This is a genomic window from Lacrimispora indolis DSM 755, from assembly GCF_000526995.1.
In the GTDB taxonomy this organism is placed as follows: domain Bacteria; phylum Bacillota; class Clostridia; order Lachnospirales; family Lachnospiraceae; genus Lacrimispora; species Lacrimispora indolis.
Genome location: NZ_AZUI01000001.1, coordinates 3,385,363 through 3,404,057 on the forward strand (window position 1 = coordinate 3,385,363; position 18,695 = coordinate 3,404,057).

At 45.2% G+C, this 18,695-nt stretch carries 21 protein-coding genes; 15 read left to right on the forward strand and 6 right to left on the reverse strand.

Annotated elements, in window-relative coordinates; genetic code table 11:
- Positions 1 to 11 precede the first annotated feature (11 nt).
- The 5 genes from K401_RS0116200 to K401_RS0116220 form a co-directional block, all read right to left on the reverse strand.
- A complete protein-coding gene (locus K401_RS0116200) occupies positions 12 to 800 on the reverse strand; it encodes an electron transfer flavoprotein subunit beta/FixA family protein (RefSeq protein WP_024293928.1) in 789 nt (262 codons plus the stop codon).
- Between the two features lie 12 nt (positions 801 to 812).
- On the reverse strand, positions 813 to 1,955 hold the full coding sequence (locus tag K401_RS0116205) for an acyl-CoA dehydrogenase family protein (protein WP_024293929.1): 1,143 nt from the start codon (positions 1,953 to 1,955) through the stop codon (positions 813 to 815).
- 26 nt (positions 1,956 to 1,981) lie between these two features.
- Positions 1,982 to 3,208: a CaiB/BaiF CoA transferase family protein gene (locus K401_RS0116210; RefSeq protein WP_024293930.1), complete on the reverse strand. Its 1,227-nt coding sequence runs from the start codon at positions 3,206 to 3,208 to the stop codon at positions 1,982 to 1,984.
- Between the two features lie 71 nt (positions 3,209 to 3,279).
- Positions 3,280 to 4,464 carry an acyl-CoA dehydrogenase family protein gene (locus K401_RS0116215; RefSeq protein WP_024293931.1) on the reverse strand — a complete coding sequence of 395 codons (1,185 nt, stop codon included), beginning with the start codon at positions 4,462 to 4,464 and terminating at the stop codon, positions 3,280 to 3,282.
- Positions 4,465 to 4,722: 258 nt separating this feature from the next.
- Positions 4,723 to 5,121 carry a PaaI family thioesterase gene (locus K401_RS0116220; protein WP_024293932.1) on the reverse strand — a complete coding sequence of 133 codons (399 nt, stop codon included), beginning with the start codon at positions 5,119 to 5,121 and terminating at the stop codon, positions 4,723 to 4,725.
- A 274-nt stretch (positions 5,122 to 5,395) separates the two neighbouring features.
- Here K401_RS0116220 and K401_RS33605 point away from each other — a divergent pair, with 274 nt between their 5' ends.
- Positions 5,396 to 6,703, forward strand: a complete 1,308-nt coding sequence (locus K401_RS33605; RefSeq protein WP_242842314.1) for a hypothetical protein — start codon at positions 5,396 to 5,398, stop codon at positions 6,701 to 6,703.
- A gap of 181 nt (positions 6,704 to 6,884) precedes the next feature.
- Here K401_RS33605 and K401_RS0116235 read toward each other — a convergent pair whose 3' ends face one another.
- Positions 6,885 to 7,358 (reverse strand): peptide-methionine (S)-S-oxide reductase, encoded by a 474-nt coding sequence (locus K401_RS0116235; protein WP_024293935.1) that lies wholly within the window; start codon positions 7,356 to 7,358, stop codon positions 6,885 to 6,887.
- Between the two features lie 240 nt (positions 7,359 to 7,598).
- Here K401_RS0116235 and K401_RS0116240 point away from each other — a divergent pair, with 240 nt between their 5' ends.
- The 14 genes from K401_RS0116240 to K401_RS0116305 all read left to right on the forward strand — a co-directional run bounded on the left by K401_RS0116240 (position 7,599) and on the right by K401_RS0116305 (position 18,692).
- Positions 7,599 to 8,159, forward strand: a complete 561-nt coding sequence (locus K401_RS0116240) for a helix-turn-helix domain-containing protein (protein ID WP_024293936.1) — start codon at positions 7,599 to 7,601, stop codon at positions 8,157 to 8,159.
- Between the two features lie 19 nt (positions 8,160 to 8,178).
- A complete protein-coding gene (locus K401_RS0116245; RefSeq protein WP_024293937.1) occupies positions 8,179 to 9,105 on the forward strand; it encodes a DMT family transporter in 927 nt (308 codons plus the stop codon).
- A gap of 230 nt (positions 9,106 to 9,335) precedes the next feature.
- Complete coding sequence (locus K401_RS0116250) at positions 9,336 to 9,995, forward strand: pentapeptide repeat-containing protein (protein WP_024293938.1); 660 nt, start codon at positions 9,336 to 9,338, stop codon at positions 9,993 to 9,995.
- A 229-nt stretch (positions 9,996 to 10,224) separates the two neighbouring features.
- Complete coding sequence (locus tag K401_RS0116255; protein WP_024293939.1) at positions 10,225 to 10,509, forward strand: CD3324 family protein; 285 nt, start codon at positions 10,225 to 10,227, stop codon at positions 10,507 to 10,509.
- 126 nt (positions 10,510 to 10,635) lie between these two features.
- The gene (locus K401_RS0116260; RefSeq protein WP_024293940.1) at positions 10,636 to 11,283 is read left to right on the forward strand and encodes a DUF1062 domain-containing protein; all 648 of its coding nucleotides are present in this window, start codon (positions 10,636 to 10,638) and stop codon (positions 11,281 to 11,283) included.
- 419 nt (positions 11,284 to 11,702) lie between these two features.
- The gene (gene ahpC, locus K401_RS0116265; protein ID WP_024293941.1) at positions 11,703 to 12,266 is read left to right on the forward strand and encodes an alkyl hydroperoxide reductase subunit C; all 564 of its coding nucleotides are present in this window, start codon (positions 11,703 to 11,705) and stop codon (positions 12,264 to 12,266) included.
- Between the two features lie 12 nt (positions 12,267 to 12,278).
- On the forward strand, positions 12,279 to 13,808 hold the full coding sequence (gene ahpF, locus K401_RS0116270) for an alkyl hydroperoxide reductase subunit F (RefSeq protein WP_024293942.1): 1,530 nt from the start codon (positions 12,279 to 12,281) through the stop codon (positions 13,806 to 13,808).
- Positions 13,809 to 14,085: 277 nt separating this feature from the next.
- A complete protein-coding gene (locus tag K401_RS0116275; RefSeq protein WP_024293943.1) occupies positions 14,086 to 14,625 on the forward strand; it encodes a DUF3877 family protein in 540 nt (179 codons plus the stop codon).
- A gap of 26 nt (positions 14,626 to 14,651) precedes the next feature.
- Positions 14,652 to 15,197, forward strand: a complete 546-nt coding sequence (locus K401_RS0116280) for a C40 family peptidase (RefSeq protein ID WP_024293944.1) — start codon at positions 14,652 to 14,654, stop codon at positions 15,195 to 15,197.
- Between the two features lie 170 nt (positions 15,198 to 15,367).
- Positions 15,368 to 16,375 (forward strand): stage III sporulation protein AA, encoded by a 1,008-nt coding sequence (gene spoIIIAA / locus K401_RS0116285; RefSeq protein WP_024293945.1) that lies wholly within the window; start codon positions 15,368 to 15,370, stop codon positions 16,373 to 16,375.
- Positions 16,368 to 16,898: a stage III sporulation protein AB gene (locus K401_RS0116290; RefSeq protein ID WP_024293946.1), complete on the forward strand. Its 531-nt coding sequence runs from the start codon at positions 16,368 to 16,370 to the stop codon at positions 16,896 to 16,898. The genes spoIIIAA and K401_RS0116290 overlap by 8 nt, the downstream gene beginning before the upstream one ends.
- A gap of 10 nt (positions 16,899 to 16,908) precedes the next feature.
- Positions 16,909 to 17,103 carry a stage III sporulation protein AC gene (spoIIIAC, locus tag K401_RS0116295; protein ID WP_013273849.1) on the forward strand — a complete coding sequence of 65 codons (195 nt, stop codon included), beginning with the start codon at positions 16,909 to 16,911 and terminating at the stop codon, positions 17,101 to 17,103.
- A gap of 9 nt (positions 17,104 to 17,112) precedes the next feature.
- Entirely contained in the window at positions 17,113 to 17,499 is a 387-nt protein-coding gene (gene spoIIIAD, locus K401_RS0116300) for a stage III sporulation protein AD (protein WP_024293947.1), read from the forward strand.
- A gap of 17 nt (positions 17,500 to 17,516) precedes the next feature.
- Positions 17,517 to 18,692, forward strand: coding sequence for a stage III sporulation protein AE (locus K401_RS0116305; protein ID WP_027352421.1), 1,176 nt, complete (start codon positions 17,517 to 17,519; stop codon positions 18,690 to 18,692).
- Positions 18,693 to 18,695 lie beyond the last annotated feature (3 nt).

The window sequence follows — 18,695 nt, forward strand, 5'->3', positions numbered from 1 at the left end:
AAAACCTCCTTCTACAGTATTTTCCCATCGGCCAGCCTGCTGATCAGTGAGCATGCGATTTCTCCGGGATTGTTCCCTGTTATGGTCACGCCGTCCGCAGATCTTTTAGGGGTAAAGGTTGCTTTAACTTTGGTGGGAGAGCCCTTTAATCCCATTTTGGTGGTATCAGAGCCGGGAAGGTCTGCCAGCGTTATTTCCGGAATCTCAGCTTTTAAGGAGGCGATTTTATTCCTGATGGTAGCATATCTGGGCTTGTTGCTTTCTTTGGTTGCCGTGCACAAAACCGGGAGTCCGGCCTCAATGACTTCGATCCCTTCCTCCACCTGACGGCGTGCGATGACCTTGTCACCATCCACTTTTAAATCCAGAATATAGGTGAGCCTGACCGCTCCAAGGTGCTCTGCAATGCTGGGAGCCGTCTGGCCGGTATCCCCGTCAATGGCCTGTTTGCCTCCCAGGATCACATCAAAGGTCCCCAGCTTCTTAATTGCCTGGGAAAGGATATAGCTGGTAGCATAAGTATCGGAGCCTCCGAATGCCCGGTCGGTGATGAGATACGCTTCATCAGCGCCCATGGAAAGAGCTTCCCTTAACACGGCCTTTGCCTGGGGAGGCCCCATGGAGATCACCGTTACCTTGCCGCCGTACTGATCCTTTAACTGAAGTCCTGTCTCCAATGCATTTTTATCAAAAGGATTCATGATACTGGGGACTCCGGTACGGATCAAAGTGTTTTTTACCGGGTCGATCTTGATTTCCGTGGTATCAGGAACCTGTTTTATACAAACAACGATATTCATTTTCATTCCCCCTTATTTATATTCCTTATCCAATACGCCTGCGATGGTCATTCTCTGAATCTGGTTTGCGCCTTCAAAGATCTGGAATACTTTGCAGTCCCTCATCAGCTTTTCAACCGGATACTCTTTGCTGAATCCGTATCCGCCGAAAATCTGTACGGCGTTGGAGGTCACCTCCTGGGCGCAGTCGGATACAAAGGTCTTGCAGATGGAGCCTTCTTTTTGGACCATGATTCCCTGATCCATCATCCTCATGGTGTTGTTGACCAGACACCTGGAAGCTTCCACCTTGATCGCCATATCTGCCAGCATGGCCTGAACCATCTGGAATTTAATAAGCGGAGAGCCGAACTGTTTCCGTTCCTTTGCGTATTTTACAGATTCATCAAGAGCTCTCTGCATGATGCCCACGGCCAGAGTGGCAACAAAGGCACGGGATAAGTTCAGGGCATTTAATGCAAGCTTAAAGCCGGAGCCCTCCGGTCCCACCATGGCAGAGGCCTTTACCCGGACATTCTCAAAAATCAAGTCCGTTGTGTTGGAAAGACGAAGGCCCATCTTATTTTCATGGGCACCTACCGTTACTCCGGGGGTATCCCCATCGATGATAAATGCGGAGATTCCTTTGTGTCCTGCCCCAGGTGTTGTCTTAAAAAAGCCCACAAATACATCAGACAGAGCGCCATTGGTAATGAAAGTTTTTGTACCGTTTAATATGTATTCATCCCCGTCCAACACAGCAGTTGCCCGCATGGCAGCCGGATCGGAGCCTGCGTTTGGTTCGGTTAAGGCAAAGCCTGCAAATCCGCCGGGGGCAATTTTGTCGGCAAAATACTGTCCCTGTTCCCTGGTTCCTGCCAGGATTACGTTTCTTAAGGCAACAAAGGTAGTTACAAAGGTAATGGCATAACCGGCATCTACTTTTGCCAGCTCTTCAAAAATCATGGCCGTGGTTTCATAGCTTAAGCCGGTTCCGCCGTATTCTTCCGGAATCTCCAGCATATGCAGTCCCATGTCAAATCCCCATTTAAACAGTTCTCTGGGACATTCGCCCTTTTCGTCTGCTTCCTGGACACGGGGCTTGATTTCGTTTTCCGCCATATCCCTTACAAGAGCCAGCAGTTCCTTTTGTTCTTCGGTGTATAGTAAACTCATGTCATCTCACCTTTCCATTTGATTTTTCAAAGCTTTTTCAGTTTTGTTTCGCCGGTGGCAGCACCGGAAGCCAGAATTTCTTCGATCTCTCCGTTGGCATAATCCAGATGCTTCAGGATCTCAACCGTATGAGCGCCCTGGGAGCCGCCGATGTGATATTCCGGTACGCCAAGAGAACTGAAATTTACCGGGTTTGTAGGCATGCAGCGTTCTCCGGAAGGATAGGGGATCTTTGCAATGATGTTGTTGGCCCAAACCTGTTCATCGTCATACATATCAAGGGGCTCGTATGCCGCCTCACAGGCCAGATCGTTTTCTTTGAACATGGCAAGAAGTTCTTTTCTTGTGAACGTGCCAATGGCTTCATCCAGGATGTCAATGACTTCATGGTTTAAGTTGTCAGCATTTACCTGGGCACATTTCATATAACGTTCATTTCCCACCATGTCCGCTCTGCCAAGGAGGGTCATGATTTTCTCGTAGTCCCGGTCATACTCCGGACAGCAGATGACCACCCATTTCTGGTCACTGGTGCGGTATACGTTATTAAATGGATTGGGGACTTCCTTCCGGCTCTTGGGATACTGGTTTCCGTACTGGGCGGAGATGACTCCTGTGCTCAGCGCATATACTGCAGAATGGTGAAGGCCTACGGTGACCTTGTCGCCTTCACCGGATTTTTCCCGGGCGTAAAGAGCGGCGCAGATTCCGGACGCAAGTCCTAAGGCCACCTGGAAATCACCAAAGCCGTTGGTGGGAATCATGGGCGCATCGCCCCTGTTTACGGTGGTACCGAATACGCCCCCTCTTGCCATATAGCAGGTGACATCAAAGCCTGCGGTATCTTTTTCCGGCCCGTTTTCCCCGTAGCCAAGAACCTGTGCAAAGATCAGTCTTGGAAACTTCTCTTTTAAGGTGTCATAGTCAAGCCCCAGCTTTTTTAAGGATTTTGTTCTGGTATTGGTGACAAAAACGTCTGCTTCTTCTAAAAGCTTATAGGCTATTTCAATTCCCTTTTCTGACCTTAAGTCCAGGGTAATGAACCGTTTGTTCATATTCGCTACGTCAAATGCCAGATTTTCATCATCCTCATAGGGCATGTTGAACACCGCTCCCTGTGTTCTGGCCGGATCCCCTTTGGCAGACTCGATCTTAATGCAGTCGGCTCCCCATTCTCCAAGTACGCGGACAGTGGTGGGGGCTGCTAAATAGGTGGTTAAGTCAACTACTTTTACTCCTTCTAATGGTTTCATCAATTTCCTCCTTTACAAAAGCAGGGTCATTAGGTCCAGACCGAACCTGATGACCCCAAGTCAAATCATTATTAAAAGATATATTCCATCTTAGCCCCATGTTTGATGGTGTTTTTTGAGATGGTGATGCGCTGTACGGTAGGAGCACCTTCCTCTAACCACATGGCGCGGCAGTCACGGTAAAGACGTTCCACCGGACCATATTTGCAATCCTCAAAGTAACCGACACCGCCGAAGATCTCCAGCATTTCGTCACTGACTTTTCTGGTAGTGTCAATGCTGAAAAGCTTGCACATGGCTGCCTTTTCTTCGATGTATTCGCCGGTTGGGTTCTCCTCATAAGATTTTGCAAAGTCATAAACCATGCAGCGAAGTGCGTGTACCATCATGGACATATCGGCGATCTTGCAGCGAATGGCCTGACGGGTTCCGATCGGTTTCCCAAAGGTTACACGGTCAGCTGCATACTGGAGGGACAGTTCCAGCATTCTCTGTGCCATTCCCAGATTGCTTGCCGCAATGTGGGCACGGGAAACGGATAAGGAATGCATTGCGATTTCAAGGCCCTGGCCTTCTTTGCCCAACAGGTATTTCTTGTCGATTCTGCAATCCGTGAATTTAAGCTCTCCATGTCCGGCTCCCCGGCAGCCCATCATATGAGGCATGTTGATGACTTCAAAACCCGGAGCATCCATTGGCACGAAGAATGCGGACAGCCTGTCATTTTTATTGGAATCCGGGTTGGTGACTGCAATGACATAAGCAAATTCGCAGCAGTCCGTGTGGGAGATGAGTGTTTTTTCTCCGTTTAATACATAGGAGTCACCGTCTTTTACAGCCATGGTATGTAAGTCAGCGCCAGTTCCTCCGGTTGCTTCTGTCAGTGCAAAGCAGGTAAATACGGATTTATCCTGGAATTTGTTCATATATTCTGCTTTCAGTTCCTCGTTGCCGTAGTCATCTAAGATTCTCCAGTTTAAATCCATTGCATAGTGGAGATGCATTCTCATGCCGCCCGGTCCTCTGGAAAATTCCTCCTGTACCTGAAGGATCTCCAGCTCGGATAAACCATAGCCGCCGAATTCTATTGGCAGCGAACAGCGGTATAAATCATTCTGAATGGCCAGATCATAGAATTCCTGTGGAAATTTGTTAGTGATTTCCACTTCCTTCTGGATCTCCTCCAGGGGACCTTCTGCCAGCTTCCGGATCTGCATTAAATATGCCTGAAATTCTTCTTTGGATAATTTACTCATGTTTCATTCCTCCTAAAGATTTTGATTAGTATTTTTTTAACAATCTTGATACATTTATTATAAACACCGGGTCTTTAAAAATCCAATCGGCTGTATTCGGCTTTTTGGGCATGATTGATAGTTGCTGTCTATGTATTTATTTTTTACAAGCAGGGATTAATTGGGATATGGGTGGAGCCGCAGATGAGCAAAAAGAGAGAGCATGGGTTTTCTGCTTTGGCAAAAATCCATGCTCTCTCTTTTTATTTTTATATGTTTTTACAGCGCCTCCAGCAGATACATGGTAAAGTCCCCTGCCGCAATGATTTTCCCGTCTTCTGATTTTACCTCAACCCGGTTTACCACCGACCGGCTCCCCTTGTGTATGGAATTGGCTTCCACAAATATCAGGCCGGCTTTGATACCGCGCATAAAGTCAAGAGACCCGTGCTGGGTCACATTGGTATATTCATATGCATAGGTGGCCATGCCTGCGGTTATGTCACATAGAGAAAATAAAAAACCTCCGTGTAGATTACCGTATAAGTTTAAGGCGCTCTCCGGGATCTCAATGGATATCTTTGAATGGCCAGGCCATACTTCCAAAAGCTGTGCCTTTTCCAAGCCGCTTAAAGGAAGAATATGGCGTCTGATCCCTTCCATAATTTCTTCTCTCATTTCCATTACCTCCCGTATGACGATATTATTATTCTGCACTATAACACAGTCAGAAGGGATGATACAAGGTATTAAATAAATATATAGGAAAAAAACTATGGATCAGGCGGGAATGCATAGAATCGGCCGATTGGATATTCCATCAGCCATAAACTATAATGAATCTAAATATTAAAGAACCTGCAAAAGCAGCCGGCAGAAAAGAGCAGAGATATTTTATTTTTCATCTATTTGTTAAAAAAATAACAAATAATTATACGAGGAGGATCTTACCATGGGAAATGGGGGAAATGGAAACAAAGCTGGAGTTAAGGAAATTGACTGGAAGACGGTTGTCGTATTCGTATCCATAGCGTTCAGCTCTCAATGCGGCGGCGGTTTTGCTGCCGGATCAACACCCTGGTCTTATTTTTTTGCAAACACAGGGTTTTACGGGATTTTGCCCAAAGTAACGCAGCCTTATTTCTGCCTGTTCATGCCCCTGGTAGTTGCGGCCATCAACTGTTTTATGATCTATTTCTTTATGAAATTTGCCATGGATTTCAGAACCTTTGATTATGGAAGCTTCCTTGGAGCATATGGGGCGCGTTTTTTAGGAGGAAAGCTGGCAAAGCCAATGCAAATCGTATATGAATTCAATTTTAACTGGCTGCTCATTGTATGTATGGCTCTGGCCTATTCCTCCTCAGGTTCAGCCCTTGCGGAGATTTCCGGCATGCCATATCTTGTAACCACGTTTGTTGTGGGCATTATCATGTTTATACTCTGCATGAAAGGAAGCGGCCTGGTGCGCAAAAATGCGGTGTTTATGAGCGCAGTCATTTTTATCACTCTGGTTGTGATTCATGTGCCAAACGTGATCTACAATCTGGCAAACGGAAATTTAAGAAATGAAATGCAGGTGATGGGCGGCTCACTGAACCAGGGAATTTCCTCCGGAGCCGGCAGCTTTCTAAAATACCTTTTGACCGCATTCTGCTGGGCCTATATTTTTTCGGGTCAGAATTTAGGCGGATTTGGGGCGTATGTAAACCATGCCCAGCTCTTTACCAATAAAAGGACTCTCCGCTGGGCGGTGGTGCTTTCCGTCATTTTAAACTGGGCGTTTCTGGAGATGACGGTGATAAATCTGGCGGCAAATTATTCCGGAGTATTTGAAGGCTGGAAGGCCGGCAAAGCTGTTTATACCATCCTGGTAGTGGAAAACGGGGTGGGAGCTTCCGCATTTAAGGCCGTGCTGCTGACCCTGATCACTGTTTCCATCTTTTTTGCAACGATTTCAACGGCAATCAATTATGCTCAGGGCTTCAATGACCGGGTTTTAAACTGGTACCAGGGGAAAATAAGTGAAAATCCTGAAGTTTCCGCTGCAAAACGGAACAGGAGAGGAGCAATGCTCACCTTGCTTTATATCATACTTACCTGGGGCGTCTCCCAGGTTGGGCTTACAAGCCTGGTGTCCAAGGGGCTGACTCTTGTGTCTTATATTAACCTGTTCACATTGATTTTGCCCACTATAGTAAATGTGATGATTGGATGGCAGGATGGGGGGATTCCATTTAAAGTGTTAAAAGGTAAATGATTGGAATGTTTGTACATAGATGGAAGGCCGGGGATACCCAATGCTTGATCAGCACCCGGAAAGACAGAAGGCAGATAATAACTTTTGGAGCCGGTATAATTACTGGCTCCGCAGATTGCAGATAAACTGTATTCCAGTATTTTCTTTTTTCCAGAATTCTCATTATGCCCATAACTGTTGGTTATGAATATTTATGTAATAACTCTTTCGGAATATGGCAATAGTCATTCGGGCACCTATCTAATCTATCCTGATGTTCCTCTGCACTTTTAACGTAATTCATAAGTGGCAGGACTTCCACTGCAATTTTGTCCCTATCTGCTCTTTCTATTATATAATTCTTAGCATCTTCCAAATGTCGGGGCACTTTACTATATACGCCTGTGCGGTATTTTTTTCCCACATCATTCCCTTGTTTATTCATACTGTAAGGATCTATGATCTCAAAAAAATAATCCATTAGTTGGGAAACAGATACAATATCAGGGTCAAATTCTGTTTTTACGCATTCAGCATAACCATCATACTCGCCTTCGAGAGTATTTGAGTAACCATTTGCCCGTCCAGCCTGAGTATGAATAACACCTTTTAGTGTTTTGATAAATGCTTGTACACCCCATAGGCAGCCACCTGCAAAATATATTGTTTCAACCATAGTATTCACCTATTTTCTTTCGTCAAGTATAAATGATCAACAGTTAAAGACTAACAGAAGATTCCCATTTTACTTAATTATATCAGAACCAGGCGCAAAAATATAGAAATGTTTATATCATTTGGCTTTTTCTGCAGACTGCTCTTTATGATGTTTTGAATTCATGGATTTTTTAGTATTTACTTTGCCTTCCCTATATGTTATGATGAAAAAAATACGTTATAATAGATGGTGAACAGTATGAATGACTTAAAATCAATCATTGTAGAGCGAATGAAAGCAGTACGCAACAGCAAGCAGTTAAGCTTAGATCAGGCGGCGGATTTAACCGGGATCAGCAAGGCCATGCTGAGCCAGATCGAGCGTGGGCAGTCTATGCCTACTATCACAACACTTTGGAAAATCTCCACAGGGTACAAGGTTCCGCTCACCTATTTTTTAGAGCAGGAAAAGAGTAATTACACCAAAATAGACACATTGAATACCCAGCCTGTTTATGAGGAAAACGAAAAGATGCGGACCTTCCCCCTTTTTCCCTATAATCCTGCTCAGAACTTAGAGATGCTGTATATCGAATTTGAGCCGGGGTGCGTTCACCAATCCGCCAGACATATGGATGGCGTGGAAGAATATATCTTTGTCCAGAAAGGACAATTGGAAATGCGCCTGAATCAGGATGAGACTGTTTTGACCGAAACCCAGTGTTTTCGTTTTAAAGCTGATGTTCCTCATTGCTATATCAACTCTTCAAAGGAAACGTGCTGCATCCTGAACATTATTTTTTACCCGATGATGACATAATGGAGTACATAAGAAAAATATGAAAAAAGCACTTATATTTGGTATTGCCGGATCTTTCTTTTTTGCATTTACATTTGTGTTCAACCGCAGCATGCACTTATCCGGAGGAAGCTGGATCTGGAGCGCAAGCCTTCGCTATTTGTTTACTTTTCCCATTCTGGCTATGATTGTGGGAAAACACCGCGGATTTCAGCATGTCCATAAAGTCATAAGAAAGAATCTTTTCAATTGGCTCATTTGGAGTACTGTTGGATTCGGCTTTTTTTATGCACCGCTCTCTTATGCGGCCGATTACGGGGAATCCTGGTTGATTGCGGCATCCTGGCAGGTAACAATCGTAATGGGTATCTTATTGTCTCCTGTATTTCATAAACGTGTACCCATAAAAAACCTATGTATATCAGGATTCATTTTAATCGGAGTATTTCTTTTGCAGGTACATGATATAGCTGATCTGGATATTAAGAGGACCCTTATGACGCTGCTTCCTATCCTTATAGGGGCTGTCTCCTATCCCCTGGGAAACAGAAAAATCATGGAGGCAAGCGGGGATCAGCTTTCTACAATCCAACGCACCTACGGCATGACGTTATGCAGCCTCCCCTTCTGGTTTGTTTTAGCTGTATTTGGCCTGGTAAATACCGGAGGCCCTTCTGTAAATCAGACCCTCCAGTCCCTGTGCGTCGCAGTTTTTTCCGGAGTGATCGCAACCCTGCTGTTTTTTAAAGCCACCGATCTGGTCAAGTCAAACCATAAGCAGCTTGCTGTGATCGAATCCACACAGTCAGGTGAGGTCATATTTACTTTGCTGGGGGGCATCTGGCTCCTTGGGGATTCACAGCCTGATTATCTGGGAATGATCGGTATATCTTTTATTGTGTTGGGCATGATCCTAAACAGCCTGATTGTGACATTTTCTAAGAAGCCAGAGATCAATCACCCGTAACGGAACGGCCGATACCTGCCCTCTGACGGATAAAAAACAAAAAGTATTACAGCTGTTTCGCCTTCCAGGAACTTGAAAGTTCCATGATAGTCTGGTAATATAAGGAACAGATCATTTCGTTTAAACTGTCAGATGATATGGAAGCTGAAAAATAAAAGACAGTCTGTTAAGTGAAAGACACCACAGAGGGAGAGACCCTTTGGATAAAAAGATGAGAAAGGATAGGGTATATGGGCCAGAAACTTCTTACCCCAATCCTTCCGGAGACAATGGATTTTGTACTGGAAGATATGGAGGAATTATCCCGCAGAAAAGACCAGGAGGAAGCGGTAACAGATGTACTCATAAGAAACCTTCATATAGCGGAGGAAGACCTTTCCCGCATGCGTTTTTCCGCCGTCATATTTGAGAACTGTATATTTCAGGATTGCACCTTTGAAAAAGGGGAATTTACTGATGTGGTGTTTCGCGCCTGTGATATATCCAACTGCAATTTTGAGGACAGCTATTTTAACCGGACGGAATTCCTCTCCTCAAAGGGGCTGGGCGTAAAGTTTTGCGGAAATACCATGCTTCATACGGTGATCCTTGACTGTAATTTCAACTATGGGAATTTTGATTCTTCCAGGCTGGAACACATCCGCTTTTCTGATACTCAGATCCGCGGCGGCTTCCTGACTCAATGCCGCTGTAAGGCGGTAGAATGGAACCGGGCAAATCTGGAAAACGCCAGTTTTTTTAAAACCGTAATGAGAGGAATGGATTTTACCAGCAGCATGATACAGGGGTTGGTTCTGTCTGACGGCTGCCCGGAGATAAAAGGTGCAGTGGTGGATTTATACCAGGCAGCAGAACTGGCAAAGTATTTAGGAGTTGTCATAAAAAGCTGACACTTTGCTGCTCAAATACGTTTCTGAATCAAGAATGAGGTTTTTAATGAGCCCTCGTGGTGATAAAATGGCTGTAATTATGTTGCAAGATAAGCGTTTCTTTAAGGAGGCGATTTTTTTATGATGGAACCCTCAAAGACTGCATAGCACGGGTTATGCAGTTAAAATAAAAGAGTAATTGTATAGCCTTTGCTATTCCTGACAGTAAAAATATGTTTGGGAGGCAGCGATGCGCTATCAGAAAGCCAATGAAATTTTACCGGAAGAGCTGGTGGAATTAATTCAGAATTATATAGACGGGGAATATGTTTACATCCCCAGAAAACAGGAAAATAAACGAACCTGGGGCCAGAGGACAGGAGCCAGAGAGGAAAGGAAACGCCGGGATGTATCTATTTATGAGGATTATGTATCCGGTATATGCGTGAGGCTTTTAGCAGAGCGCTATTACTTATCCGAGAAAAGCATCCAGAGGATCGTACTTCAGGAAAAGAAAAATATGGAAATGAAATAGGGCGGCACATCAAATAGAAAATGGTGTGCCGCCTTTTCTTTATTTCATAAATGAGTATGAGGTGGGATAAAAAAAGAGGGCGTGTTACAGTTGTCTGAGAAACAATTGTAAAAATGGAGAAAGAACATGAATCGTAATTTACGAAAACAATGGATCGTCACGCCGGACCAGCTTCCAGCCATCATAAGAAGGTGCCCCAAATGCGGAAAAAAGACGGAATTTATAAACAGCGGAAAATTCAGGGTCAACGCCAACGGCCGTCTTTTAGACGTCTGGCTGGTCTACCGGTGCGGACAATGCGAGACCTCCTGGAATATGACCCTGTGGGAACGGGTGGAGGCAGGCCGCTTAGAAAAGAAAGAGTATGAAGGATTTTTAAACAATGATCCTGATCTGGCAGCAAAATACGGAAATGACAGGGAAATATTTGCCCGCAATAAGGCGGAGGCAGCTGCCTCAAAAGAGGAATACCACGTGACGACTGTGGATACTGCATTTCCCTGCGGAAAGGACCATGCCATGGAAATTGAAATCAGGATTCCGTCTGGATTTGATTTAAGAGCTGATGTTTTTTTGATGAAACAGCTGTCCGTATCCAGAAGCAGAATAAAGAAATGGTGTGAGGACGGGCTGATTTTAAACGGCAGCGAAGTTTTGTCTCCAAAGGGGAAAGTGAAAGACGGGATGATCCTGCAGATAAAAAAGGAAGCCGTCCGGTCAGAAGCGGAAGAGAAATGGGAGTATTTCTTTTGTCAAAATGGACAAGGGTGTTGATTACTGATGAAAAACCAAGTGATGATCCATCTGTTTTAAAGACAGCGGAGCCTTTGTGGGCGGCCGCTGTCTCTTCTTTTCATTCCAGTTGAACAGACGGACTTTTTCAGTGATACAAAAGGCTGTATATTAAAAATGAAAAAAGCATATAAAGCTTGAACCACTGATCCGGATTTCCTTCTTTCATATCCTTACTTATTAATTAAGAAGGTTAAAAAGAATCAAAATTTTGGAAAAAGTCACTTGACAATCTGATTGGAATGCTATATTATAACAATATCAGTAATCATTACTATTATTGATAAAGAATATCAATAAGATTTAAAGATATTCAACCCTGCTTTATCGGGCATAACCGAATAGCAGCGATAGCTGCAATTCGGTCAAATTATAAATATAAAACACAGGAGGTAATTATTATGTCATTAATCGGAACAGAAGTAAAACCATTCAAGGCCCAGGCTTTTCATAACGGTGAATTCGTAGAGGTTACAGAAGCAGATTTTAAGGGAAAGTGGAGCATCATCTGCTTTTATCCCGCAGATTTCACCTTTGTATGCCCGACGGAGCTGGAAGATTTACAGAACAATTACGAGACATTTAAGAAACTGGGAGCAGAGGTTTATTCCGTTTCTACGGATACTCATTTTACCCACAAGGCATGGCATGACAATTCCGAAGCTATCCGTAAATTGACCTATATTATGATTGGGGATCCCTCTCATACCTTGTCCCGTAATTTTGATGTGCTGATTGAAGCAGATGGACTTGCAGACCGGGGTACTTTTATCGTTGATCCGGATGGCATCATTCAGTCCGTAGAAATCAATGCGGGAAACATTGGCCGTGATGCAAACGTTCTTATTGATAAGATCAAGGCTGCCCAGTATGTAAGAAATAACCCAGGAGAGGTTTGCCCGGCAAAATGGAAAGAGGGCGGAGCCACATTGAAGCCAAGCCTTGACCTTGTAGGAAAAATCTAAGGAGCAAATATTATGATGCTGGATGCTGAAATTAAAAAACAACTGGCTGAGTATCTCCAGCTTCTGGAAAATGATGTGCTGATTAAAATCAGTGAAGGCTCTGACAGCGTATCAATGGATATGAAGGCTCTGATAGATGAACTGACCGCCCTGTCCCCAAGAATTAAGACAGAGCAGGTAAAGCTGCCCAGAACACCCAGCTTTAGCATTAACCGTGTGGGGGAAGACACCGGAGTGGCTTTTGCCGGAATCCCTCTTGGCCATGAATTCACTTCTCTGGTACTGGCTCTCTTACAGGTGAGCGGAAGAGCTCCAAAGGTTGACGGCAAATTAATTGACCAGGTAAAAAGGATCAAGGGTGAGTTTCACTTTGAAACCTATATCAGCTTAAGCTGCCATAATTGCCCGGAAGTGGTGCAGGCCCTTAACTTAATGAGCATTTTAAATCCTGGTATCACCCATACCATGATAGACGGTGCAGCATTTAAGGATGAGGCGGAAAGTAAAAATATCATGGCTGTGCCTACGGTCTGCTTAAACGGTGAGGTTTTTGGCAGCGGGCGCATGACACTGGAAGAGATTCTGGGGAAATTAGGCAGCAGCCCTGATGTATCAGAGTTTGAGGAGAAAGAGCCTTTTGATATACTTGTCATCGGAGGCGGCCCTGCGGGAGCCAGCGCGGCCATTTATGCGGCGCGCAAAGGAATTCGTACAGGTGTAGTTGCCGAACGCTTCGGCGGTCAGGTAAGAGAGACGCTGGGGATCGAGAATCTCATCAGTGTGGCGTATGCCGAAGGCCCTGAATTTGCAGAAACCCTGGAGCAGCATGTTAAAAATTACGATGTGGATATTATGAATTCCCAGCGTGCCAAACGCCTGGAAAGAAAAGAACTCATCGAGGTGGAGCTGGAAAACGGCGCTGTTTTAAAAAGCAAGGCGGTGATCCTTTCCACAGGTGCCCGCTGGAGAAATGTAGGCGTACCGGGTGAGGCAGAGTTTAAGAACAAGGGAGTTGCTTATTGTCCCCATTGTGACGGTCCTCTTTTTAAAGGAAAACACGTGGCAGTCATTGGAGGCGGTAATTCCGGCATTGAAGCGGCTATTGACCTTGCAGGAATTGCAAGTCATGTGACAGTGCTTGAATTTATGCCTGAGCTGAAAGCGGATGCTGTACTGCAGAAGCGTCTTTTCAGCCTTCCCAATGTGACAGTCATAAAGAATGTTCAGACAAAAGAAATTACCGGCACTGATAAGGTAAACGGAATAACCTATGTGGAACGTGAATCTGGAGCAGTCCATCATGTGGAACTGCAGGGAGTGTTTGTTCAGATCGGCCTTGCAGCCAATACGGATTGGCTGGGAGAAACCGTTGAACGCAACCGCATTGGAGAGATTGTTGTTGATAACCGCAATGCTGCCAGTGTGCCGGGAGTCTTTGCAGCAGGAGACTGCACGGACAGCGTTTATAAACAGATTGTCATTGCAATGGGTTCCGGAGCCAGTGCAGCCTTAAGCGCTTTTGACTATTTAATAAGAAGTTAATGTTCAGATGCTGTTTCCTCGCCAATGACTTACGGGAAACAGCATCTTTTTTTATGCGGGCGGCGAGCCGAGCGGACATGCCTGCATGTCCATTGGGCGACCGCCGCGATAACGGGACAAAACTCGCGGAGCGCGTTTTGTCCCGTTAGGAAATGCTGTTTTCCGGAACCTTGACATGTCCCGCCTGGAACAGTATAATTTAACTGACAGACATGGAAGCGGATTGCGAATATCTGCTTGTTTTGGGTACTGCTGGAAAATGACTGGAGTGATGGATATGCAATATGGTGCGCTGGAGCGGATGCTCATTAACTCGATAAAAGAAGTACAGATAAAATTAGGATATGAAAAAGAGCCTATTCGCTTTTACTATCCTCAACATGCACTGACGAAAATACTGAAGATCTCCGAAGACTCTGACAGGGAAATGAAAGCCGCAATGGAAGGCTTTAAGGAATCCGTAAAGGAACGTCTGGGAGATATCAGGATCACAAAAAGCCAGGAACGTTTTTGCTTTGAGATTCCGCCGGAAGGAGTGGAATACGTATATGAGCATGAAAAAGACAATGGTTTCTTAAAGGAATTCATAGAAACCGTGGAAAATCACAGCACTGCCTTGGAAGATATATTAAAAGTCTTTCGTAAATTCGGGGATGGCAGGGTCATTTGTGAGAAATCCCAGGAAGAAGATTTTGATTACATTCTGTTTTTTGAGAATCCTTCTATTGATAATTATCGGTATTATATCAAATTTCATGAAAATCACGTCACATACCACAGATTCCTGTCCGAAGATGCAGCGGATATGGGCATATAACGATATCATATCAGGAGAAAAGAACAATGCAGAGAAAAAAGTGGATAGTTACCCTGCTTACAGGTCTTGTATTTATGACCACCAATCATTTTACTGCCAAAGCGGATACAGCCTCCGACATGGCAATCCTCATGGTGGCTCCGCCGCCCTCTGAATGGCAGACCGGCCCGGGAACCGGTCCGGGAAAAGGATTTTCCCAGACAGGGCCGGAAATCCAGAACGGAACAGGAGAACAGGTGGTGGCTTATGCAAAGCAGTTTTTAGGAAACCCTTATGTATATGGAGGGACAAGCCTTACATCAGGTGCTGACTGCTCCGGGTTTGTACTGAGCGTTTATAAACAATTTGGCATAAATCTTCCAAGAACCTCTGAGGACCAGGGACAAGCAGGGATTGATGTAGGCGGAATAGAAAATGCAAGGCCAGGGGATCTTGTATCATACATAGGGCATATCGGCATTTACGTGGGACAAAATCAGCTGATCCATGCAAGCGGCCCGGAGGACGGAATTAAAATTTCCACTGTGGATTTTAAGCCTGTGGTTTCAGTGAGAAGAGTATTGGGAAATTAAATAAAAAGGCACATTTGAGCTTATCCGGATGGTTTGTAAAGATCATCTGGGATAAGCTCTTTTTTAATTTACACCCCCTTTCCCTTAAGAAACAGGATGAAAGAAGCCGGAAGTTTTTCAGTCATAATTTGTCCCACCCTACATATATTGAGGTAAGAGGAGGGATGAAGGTGGAGAGGAAAGACGAGCTTATCAATATATTTTCCAGGAGCATAAGAGAAATTTTAAACCGGGTGACCGTTGACTTTGACGAGGTTCAGGAAATCAGACTCCGGGTGGCGGCTCCTCTTTTAATGGTATACCGGAATGAGGAGTATTATGTAACTCCGAAAGGTTCCCTGAGCAAGGAAGGAAAGGACGCCTATGCGGTCTCTAAAAATGAGCTTAAGGAAACCATGGAGTACATGAGCAACTATTCCCTGTATGCTTTTGAAGAAGAGATGAAACAGGGTTTTATCACCATTCAGGGAGGCCACCGGATCGGGATCGCAGGAAAGACCATTTTAGACGAATCCGGGATCAAGGCAATGAAATACATATCCTTTATCAATGTCAGGCTGTCCCATCAGGTAAAGGGCTGCGCCTCAGAGGTTTTGCCTTATTTATACGAGGAAGGGAGAGAAATCTATCACACGCTGATCATTTCCCCTCCCAGATGCGGGAAGACCACTCTGTTAAGAGATTTAATCCGTCAGGTTTCCAATGGTTCTGAGGATCATTCAGGGCTTACGGTGGGCGTGGTTGATGAACGTTCTGAAATTGGGGCCTGTTATCAGGGGATCCCTCAGAATGAGCTGGGAATCCGTACCGATATTTTAGACTGCTGTCCCAAGGCAAAAGGGATGATGATGCTGATACGGACCATGTCTCCCAGGGTGATTGCCGTGGATGAGATCGGAAGCAGGGAGGATTTAGAGGCAATGGAATACGTGATGAACTGCGGCTGTAAGCTGATCGCAACGGTTCACGGGAACTCCATCGATGACTTAAAGCAGAAGCCCATATTAAGAAAGCTGGTGGAGGAACGGATTTTTGAGAGATATATTGTCTTAAACAACTTAGGAAAGATCGGAAACATCGATCAGATCTATGACTCCAGAGGAACTCAGCTCTACAAATCCCAGGTACATCAGATGGGAATACGATGGGACAGGCGGGAGTGTATTGCTTATGGATAATACGTGGCTGAGGATTTTAGGAGCAGTACTGGTCATTATATCCAGCTCCGGTCTTGGGTTTTTTATGGCAGCCCAATGGAACGAGCATTTAAAGACCGTGGAAAAGCTCCGGAAGATGATTTTTTTGTTAAAAGGCGAGATTGTTTATGCAAATTCTCCTCTTACAGAGGCTTTTGAGCGCACCGGCAGAAAGGCCGGAGGTGAAATAGGCGTTTTGTTTGAGAAGGTGTCGGAGCGGCTTTCCGGACAGCAGGGAGAAACCTTTTATACCATCTGGCAGGAAGAGATCGACAAACTTCCCAGGGAGGTCTGCTTGTCCAAAGAGGACAAACAGAATTTAAAAGGCCTGGGTGAGCACCTGGGATACTTAGACATGGACATGCAGGAGCGGAACATTCTTTTGTACCTGGAACAGCTGGATTTAACCATCGGCTATTTGAGAAAACATAAGCAGGAAAAAAGCCGCCTTTATACCAGCCTGGGTATAATGGGCGGTTTATTCCTAACAATCGTAATGTATTAAGGAGGATAGCATGGGGGTCAATTTGATTTTTAAAATTGCAGCAGTTGGAATCCTGGTTTCCGTCATCTGCCAGGTATTAAAACACAGCGGACGGGAAGAACAGGCATTCTTAACAAGCCTCGCGGGGCTGATCCTGGTGCTGTTCTGGCTGGTGCCTTATATTTATCAGTTATTTGAATCCATTAAAAATCTGTTTGCATTGTAGGTGAGAGACATGACCGTAGTGACCATAGCCATAACAGGGATCGTTGCAGTGCTTTTAGCGGTTTCCTTAAAAGGGATGAAGGGGGAATATGGGACCTATCTGGTTATGGCGGCGGGCTTTTTTATCTTTTTTTACGGCATGGGAAAGCTCACTACCATTCTGGATACCATGAAGGAGATCCAGACCTATATTAAGATCAACAGCATCTATCTATCCACCCTGGTAAAGATGATAGGAATCACCTATATCGCAGAATTTGCTGCCGGGATATGCAAGGATGCGGGATACGGAGCCGTTGGGACCCAGATCGAAATATTCGGAAAGCTGTCTGTTCTGGCAGTCAGCATGCCCATTCTCCTGGCCCTCATTGAGACGCTGCAGGTATTTTTATCATGACGGAAGGGAGTAAGACCATGAAAAGAACCGCCTTTTTCCTGTTGTGTCTTTTGATCCTGCTGCTTTTCCCGGGGGACAGCCCTGGAGCGGAAGTCTCTTCCGGGCAGGAGGAGGCGGCCTCAGTGGGAGAGCTGGATTTAGATCAATATGATTTAACGGATATCCAGAAATTTCTGGACCAGGCTAAGGGGAACCAGGGCATGAACCTTTCCTTTAAAGAGCTGATGAAGGATCTGATGGATGGAAAATTAAATGAAGTCATGGGACAGGCCGGAAAAGCGCTGAAGGATCTGCTGATGGGAGAGATTAAAAACAGCGGACATATGATGGGACAGATCATGGTGCTGGGGATCATTGGAGCGGTATTTTCCAACTTTTCCAGCGTGTTTACGGGAAGCCAGATTTCTGAAACCGGGTTTTTCGTCACCTATCTGCTGCTGTTTACTTATCTGGCTGCCAGCTTTTTTACCAGTGTTACCATTACGGGAAATGTGGTGGGGCAGGTCATGGATTTTACTAAAATATTGATGCCGGCCTATTTCCTGGCAGCGGCATTTGCGGGGAGCAGCGCGTCTGCGGCAGCTTCCTATGAGTTCACATTATTTATCATCGCTTCCGCCCAGTGGCTTTTGGGGCAGGTGCTTTTGGCTCTCATAAGGGTCTATGCCCTTTTGGTCATGGCAGGCCACATTGCCAAAGAGGACATGCTCTCAAAGCTTACAGAGCTTTTGGAACAGGTGGTTTCCTGGAGTTTAAAGACCCTGGTAGGAGTTGTGCTCGGGTTTCACCTCATTCAGTCCATGGTTCTGCCCTATGTGGATTCCATGAAAACGGGAGCCATCCAGAAGCTGATCGGAGCCATTCCTGGGATCGGCCAGGGTGTTAACTCCGTTGCCCAGATGGTGCTGGGGTCCGGGGTGCTTATTAAAAATACCATTGGAGCAGCCGGTATTATCATACTTCTCATCATCTCCGTGATTCCGCTGTTAAAGCTGGTGGTGCTGATGGTATTATACCAATGCGTTGCAGCCCTTTTGCAGCCGGTCTGCGATAAGAGGATCGTGTCCTGCATTTCCGATATGGCAAAAGGCCATCGGATGCTCCTTTCCGTTGCGGCCTCAGGGGTGATTCTCTTTATTGTTACCATAGCGCTTGTATGCGCTTCCACCAATGTGACCTATTATACCGGGTGAGAG

What these genes read in the sequence shown, in the direction of transcription:
- K401_RS0116200 (WP_024293928.1), bottom strand. Translation starts at nt 800, where the DNA reads ATGAATATCGTTGTTTGTATAAAACAGGTTCCTGATACCACGGAAATC.
- K401_RS0116205 (WP_024293929.1), bottom strand. Translation starts at nt 1,955, where the DNA reads ATGAGTTTACTATACACCGAAGAACAAAAGGAACTGCTGGCTCTTGTA.
- K401_RS0116210 (WP_024293930.1), bottom strand. Translation starts at nt 3,208, where the DNA reads ATGAAACCATTAGAAGGAGTAAAAGTAGTTGACTTAACCACCTATTTA.
- K401_RS0116215 (WP_024293931.1), bottom strand. Translation starts at nt 4,464, where the DNA reads ATGAGTAAATTATCCAAAGAAGAATTTCAGGCATATTTAATGCAGATC.
- K401_RS0116220 (WP_024293932.1), bottom strand. Translation starts at nt 5,121, where the DNA reads ATGAGAGAAGAAATTATGGAAGGGATCAGACGCCATATTCTTCCTTTA.
- K401_RS33605 (WP_242842314.1), top strand. Translation starts at nt 5,396, where the DNA reads ATGGGAAATGGGGGAAATGGAAACAAAGCTGGAGTTAAGGAAATTGAC.
- K401_RS0116235 (WP_024293935.1), bottom strand. Translation starts at nt 7,358, where the DNA reads ATGGTTGAAACAATATATTTTGCAGGTGGCTGCCTATGGGGTGTACAA.
- K401_RS0116240 (WP_024293936.1), top strand. Translation starts at nt 7,599, where the DNA reads ATGAATGACTTAAAATCAATCATTGTAGAGCGAATGAAAGCAGTACGC.
- K401_RS0116245 (WP_024293937.1), top strand. Translation starts at nt 8,179, where the DNA reads ATGAAAAAAGCACTTATATTTGGTATTGCCGGATCTTTCTTTTTTGCA.
- K401_RS0116250 (WP_024293938.1), top strand. Translation starts at nt 9,336, where the DNA reads ATGGGCCAGAAACTTCTTACCCCAATCCTTCCGGAGACAATGGATTTT.
- K401_RS0116255 (WP_024293939.1), top strand. Translation starts at nt 10,225, where the DNA reads ATGCGCTATCAGAAAGCCAATGAAATTTTACCGGAAGAGCTGGTGGAA.
- K401_RS0116260 (WP_024293940.1), top strand. Translation starts at nt 10,636, where the DNA reads ATGAATCGTAATTTACGAAAACAATGGATCGTCACGCCGGACCAGCTT.
- ahpC (WP_024293941.1), top strand. Translation starts at nt 11,703, where the DNA reads ATGTCATTAATCGGAACAGAAGTAAAACCATTCAAGGCCCAGGCTTTT.
- ahpF (WP_024293942.1), top strand. Translation starts at nt 12,279, where the DNA reads ATGATGCTGGATGCTGAAATTAAAAAACAACTGGCTGAGTATCTCCAG.
- K401_RS0116275 (WP_024293943.1), top strand. Translation starts at nt 14,086, where the DNA reads ATGCAATATGGTGCGCTGGAGCGGATGCTCATTAACTCGATAAAAGAA.
- K401_RS0116280 (WP_024293944.1), top strand. Translation starts at nt 14,652, where the DNA reads ATGCAGAGAAAAAAGTGGATAGTTACCCTGCTTACAGGTCTTGTATTT.
- K401_RS0116290 (WP_024293946.1), top strand. Translation starts at nt 16,368, where the DNA reads ATGGATAATACGTGGCTGAGGATTTTAGGAGCAGTACTGGTCATTATA.
- spoIIIAC (WP_013273849.1), top strand. Translation starts at nt 16,909, where the DNA reads ATGGGGGTCAATTTGATTTTTAAAATTGCAGCAGTTGGAATCCTGGTT.
- spoIIIAD (WP_024293947.1), top strand. Translation starts at nt 17,113, where the DNA reads ATGACCGTAGTGACCATAGCCATAACAGGGATCGTTGCAGTGCTTTTA.
- K401_RS0116305 (WP_027352421.1), top strand. Translation starts at nt 17,517, where the DNA reads ATGAAAAGAACCGCCTTTTTCCTGTTGTGTCTTTTGATCCTGCTGCTT.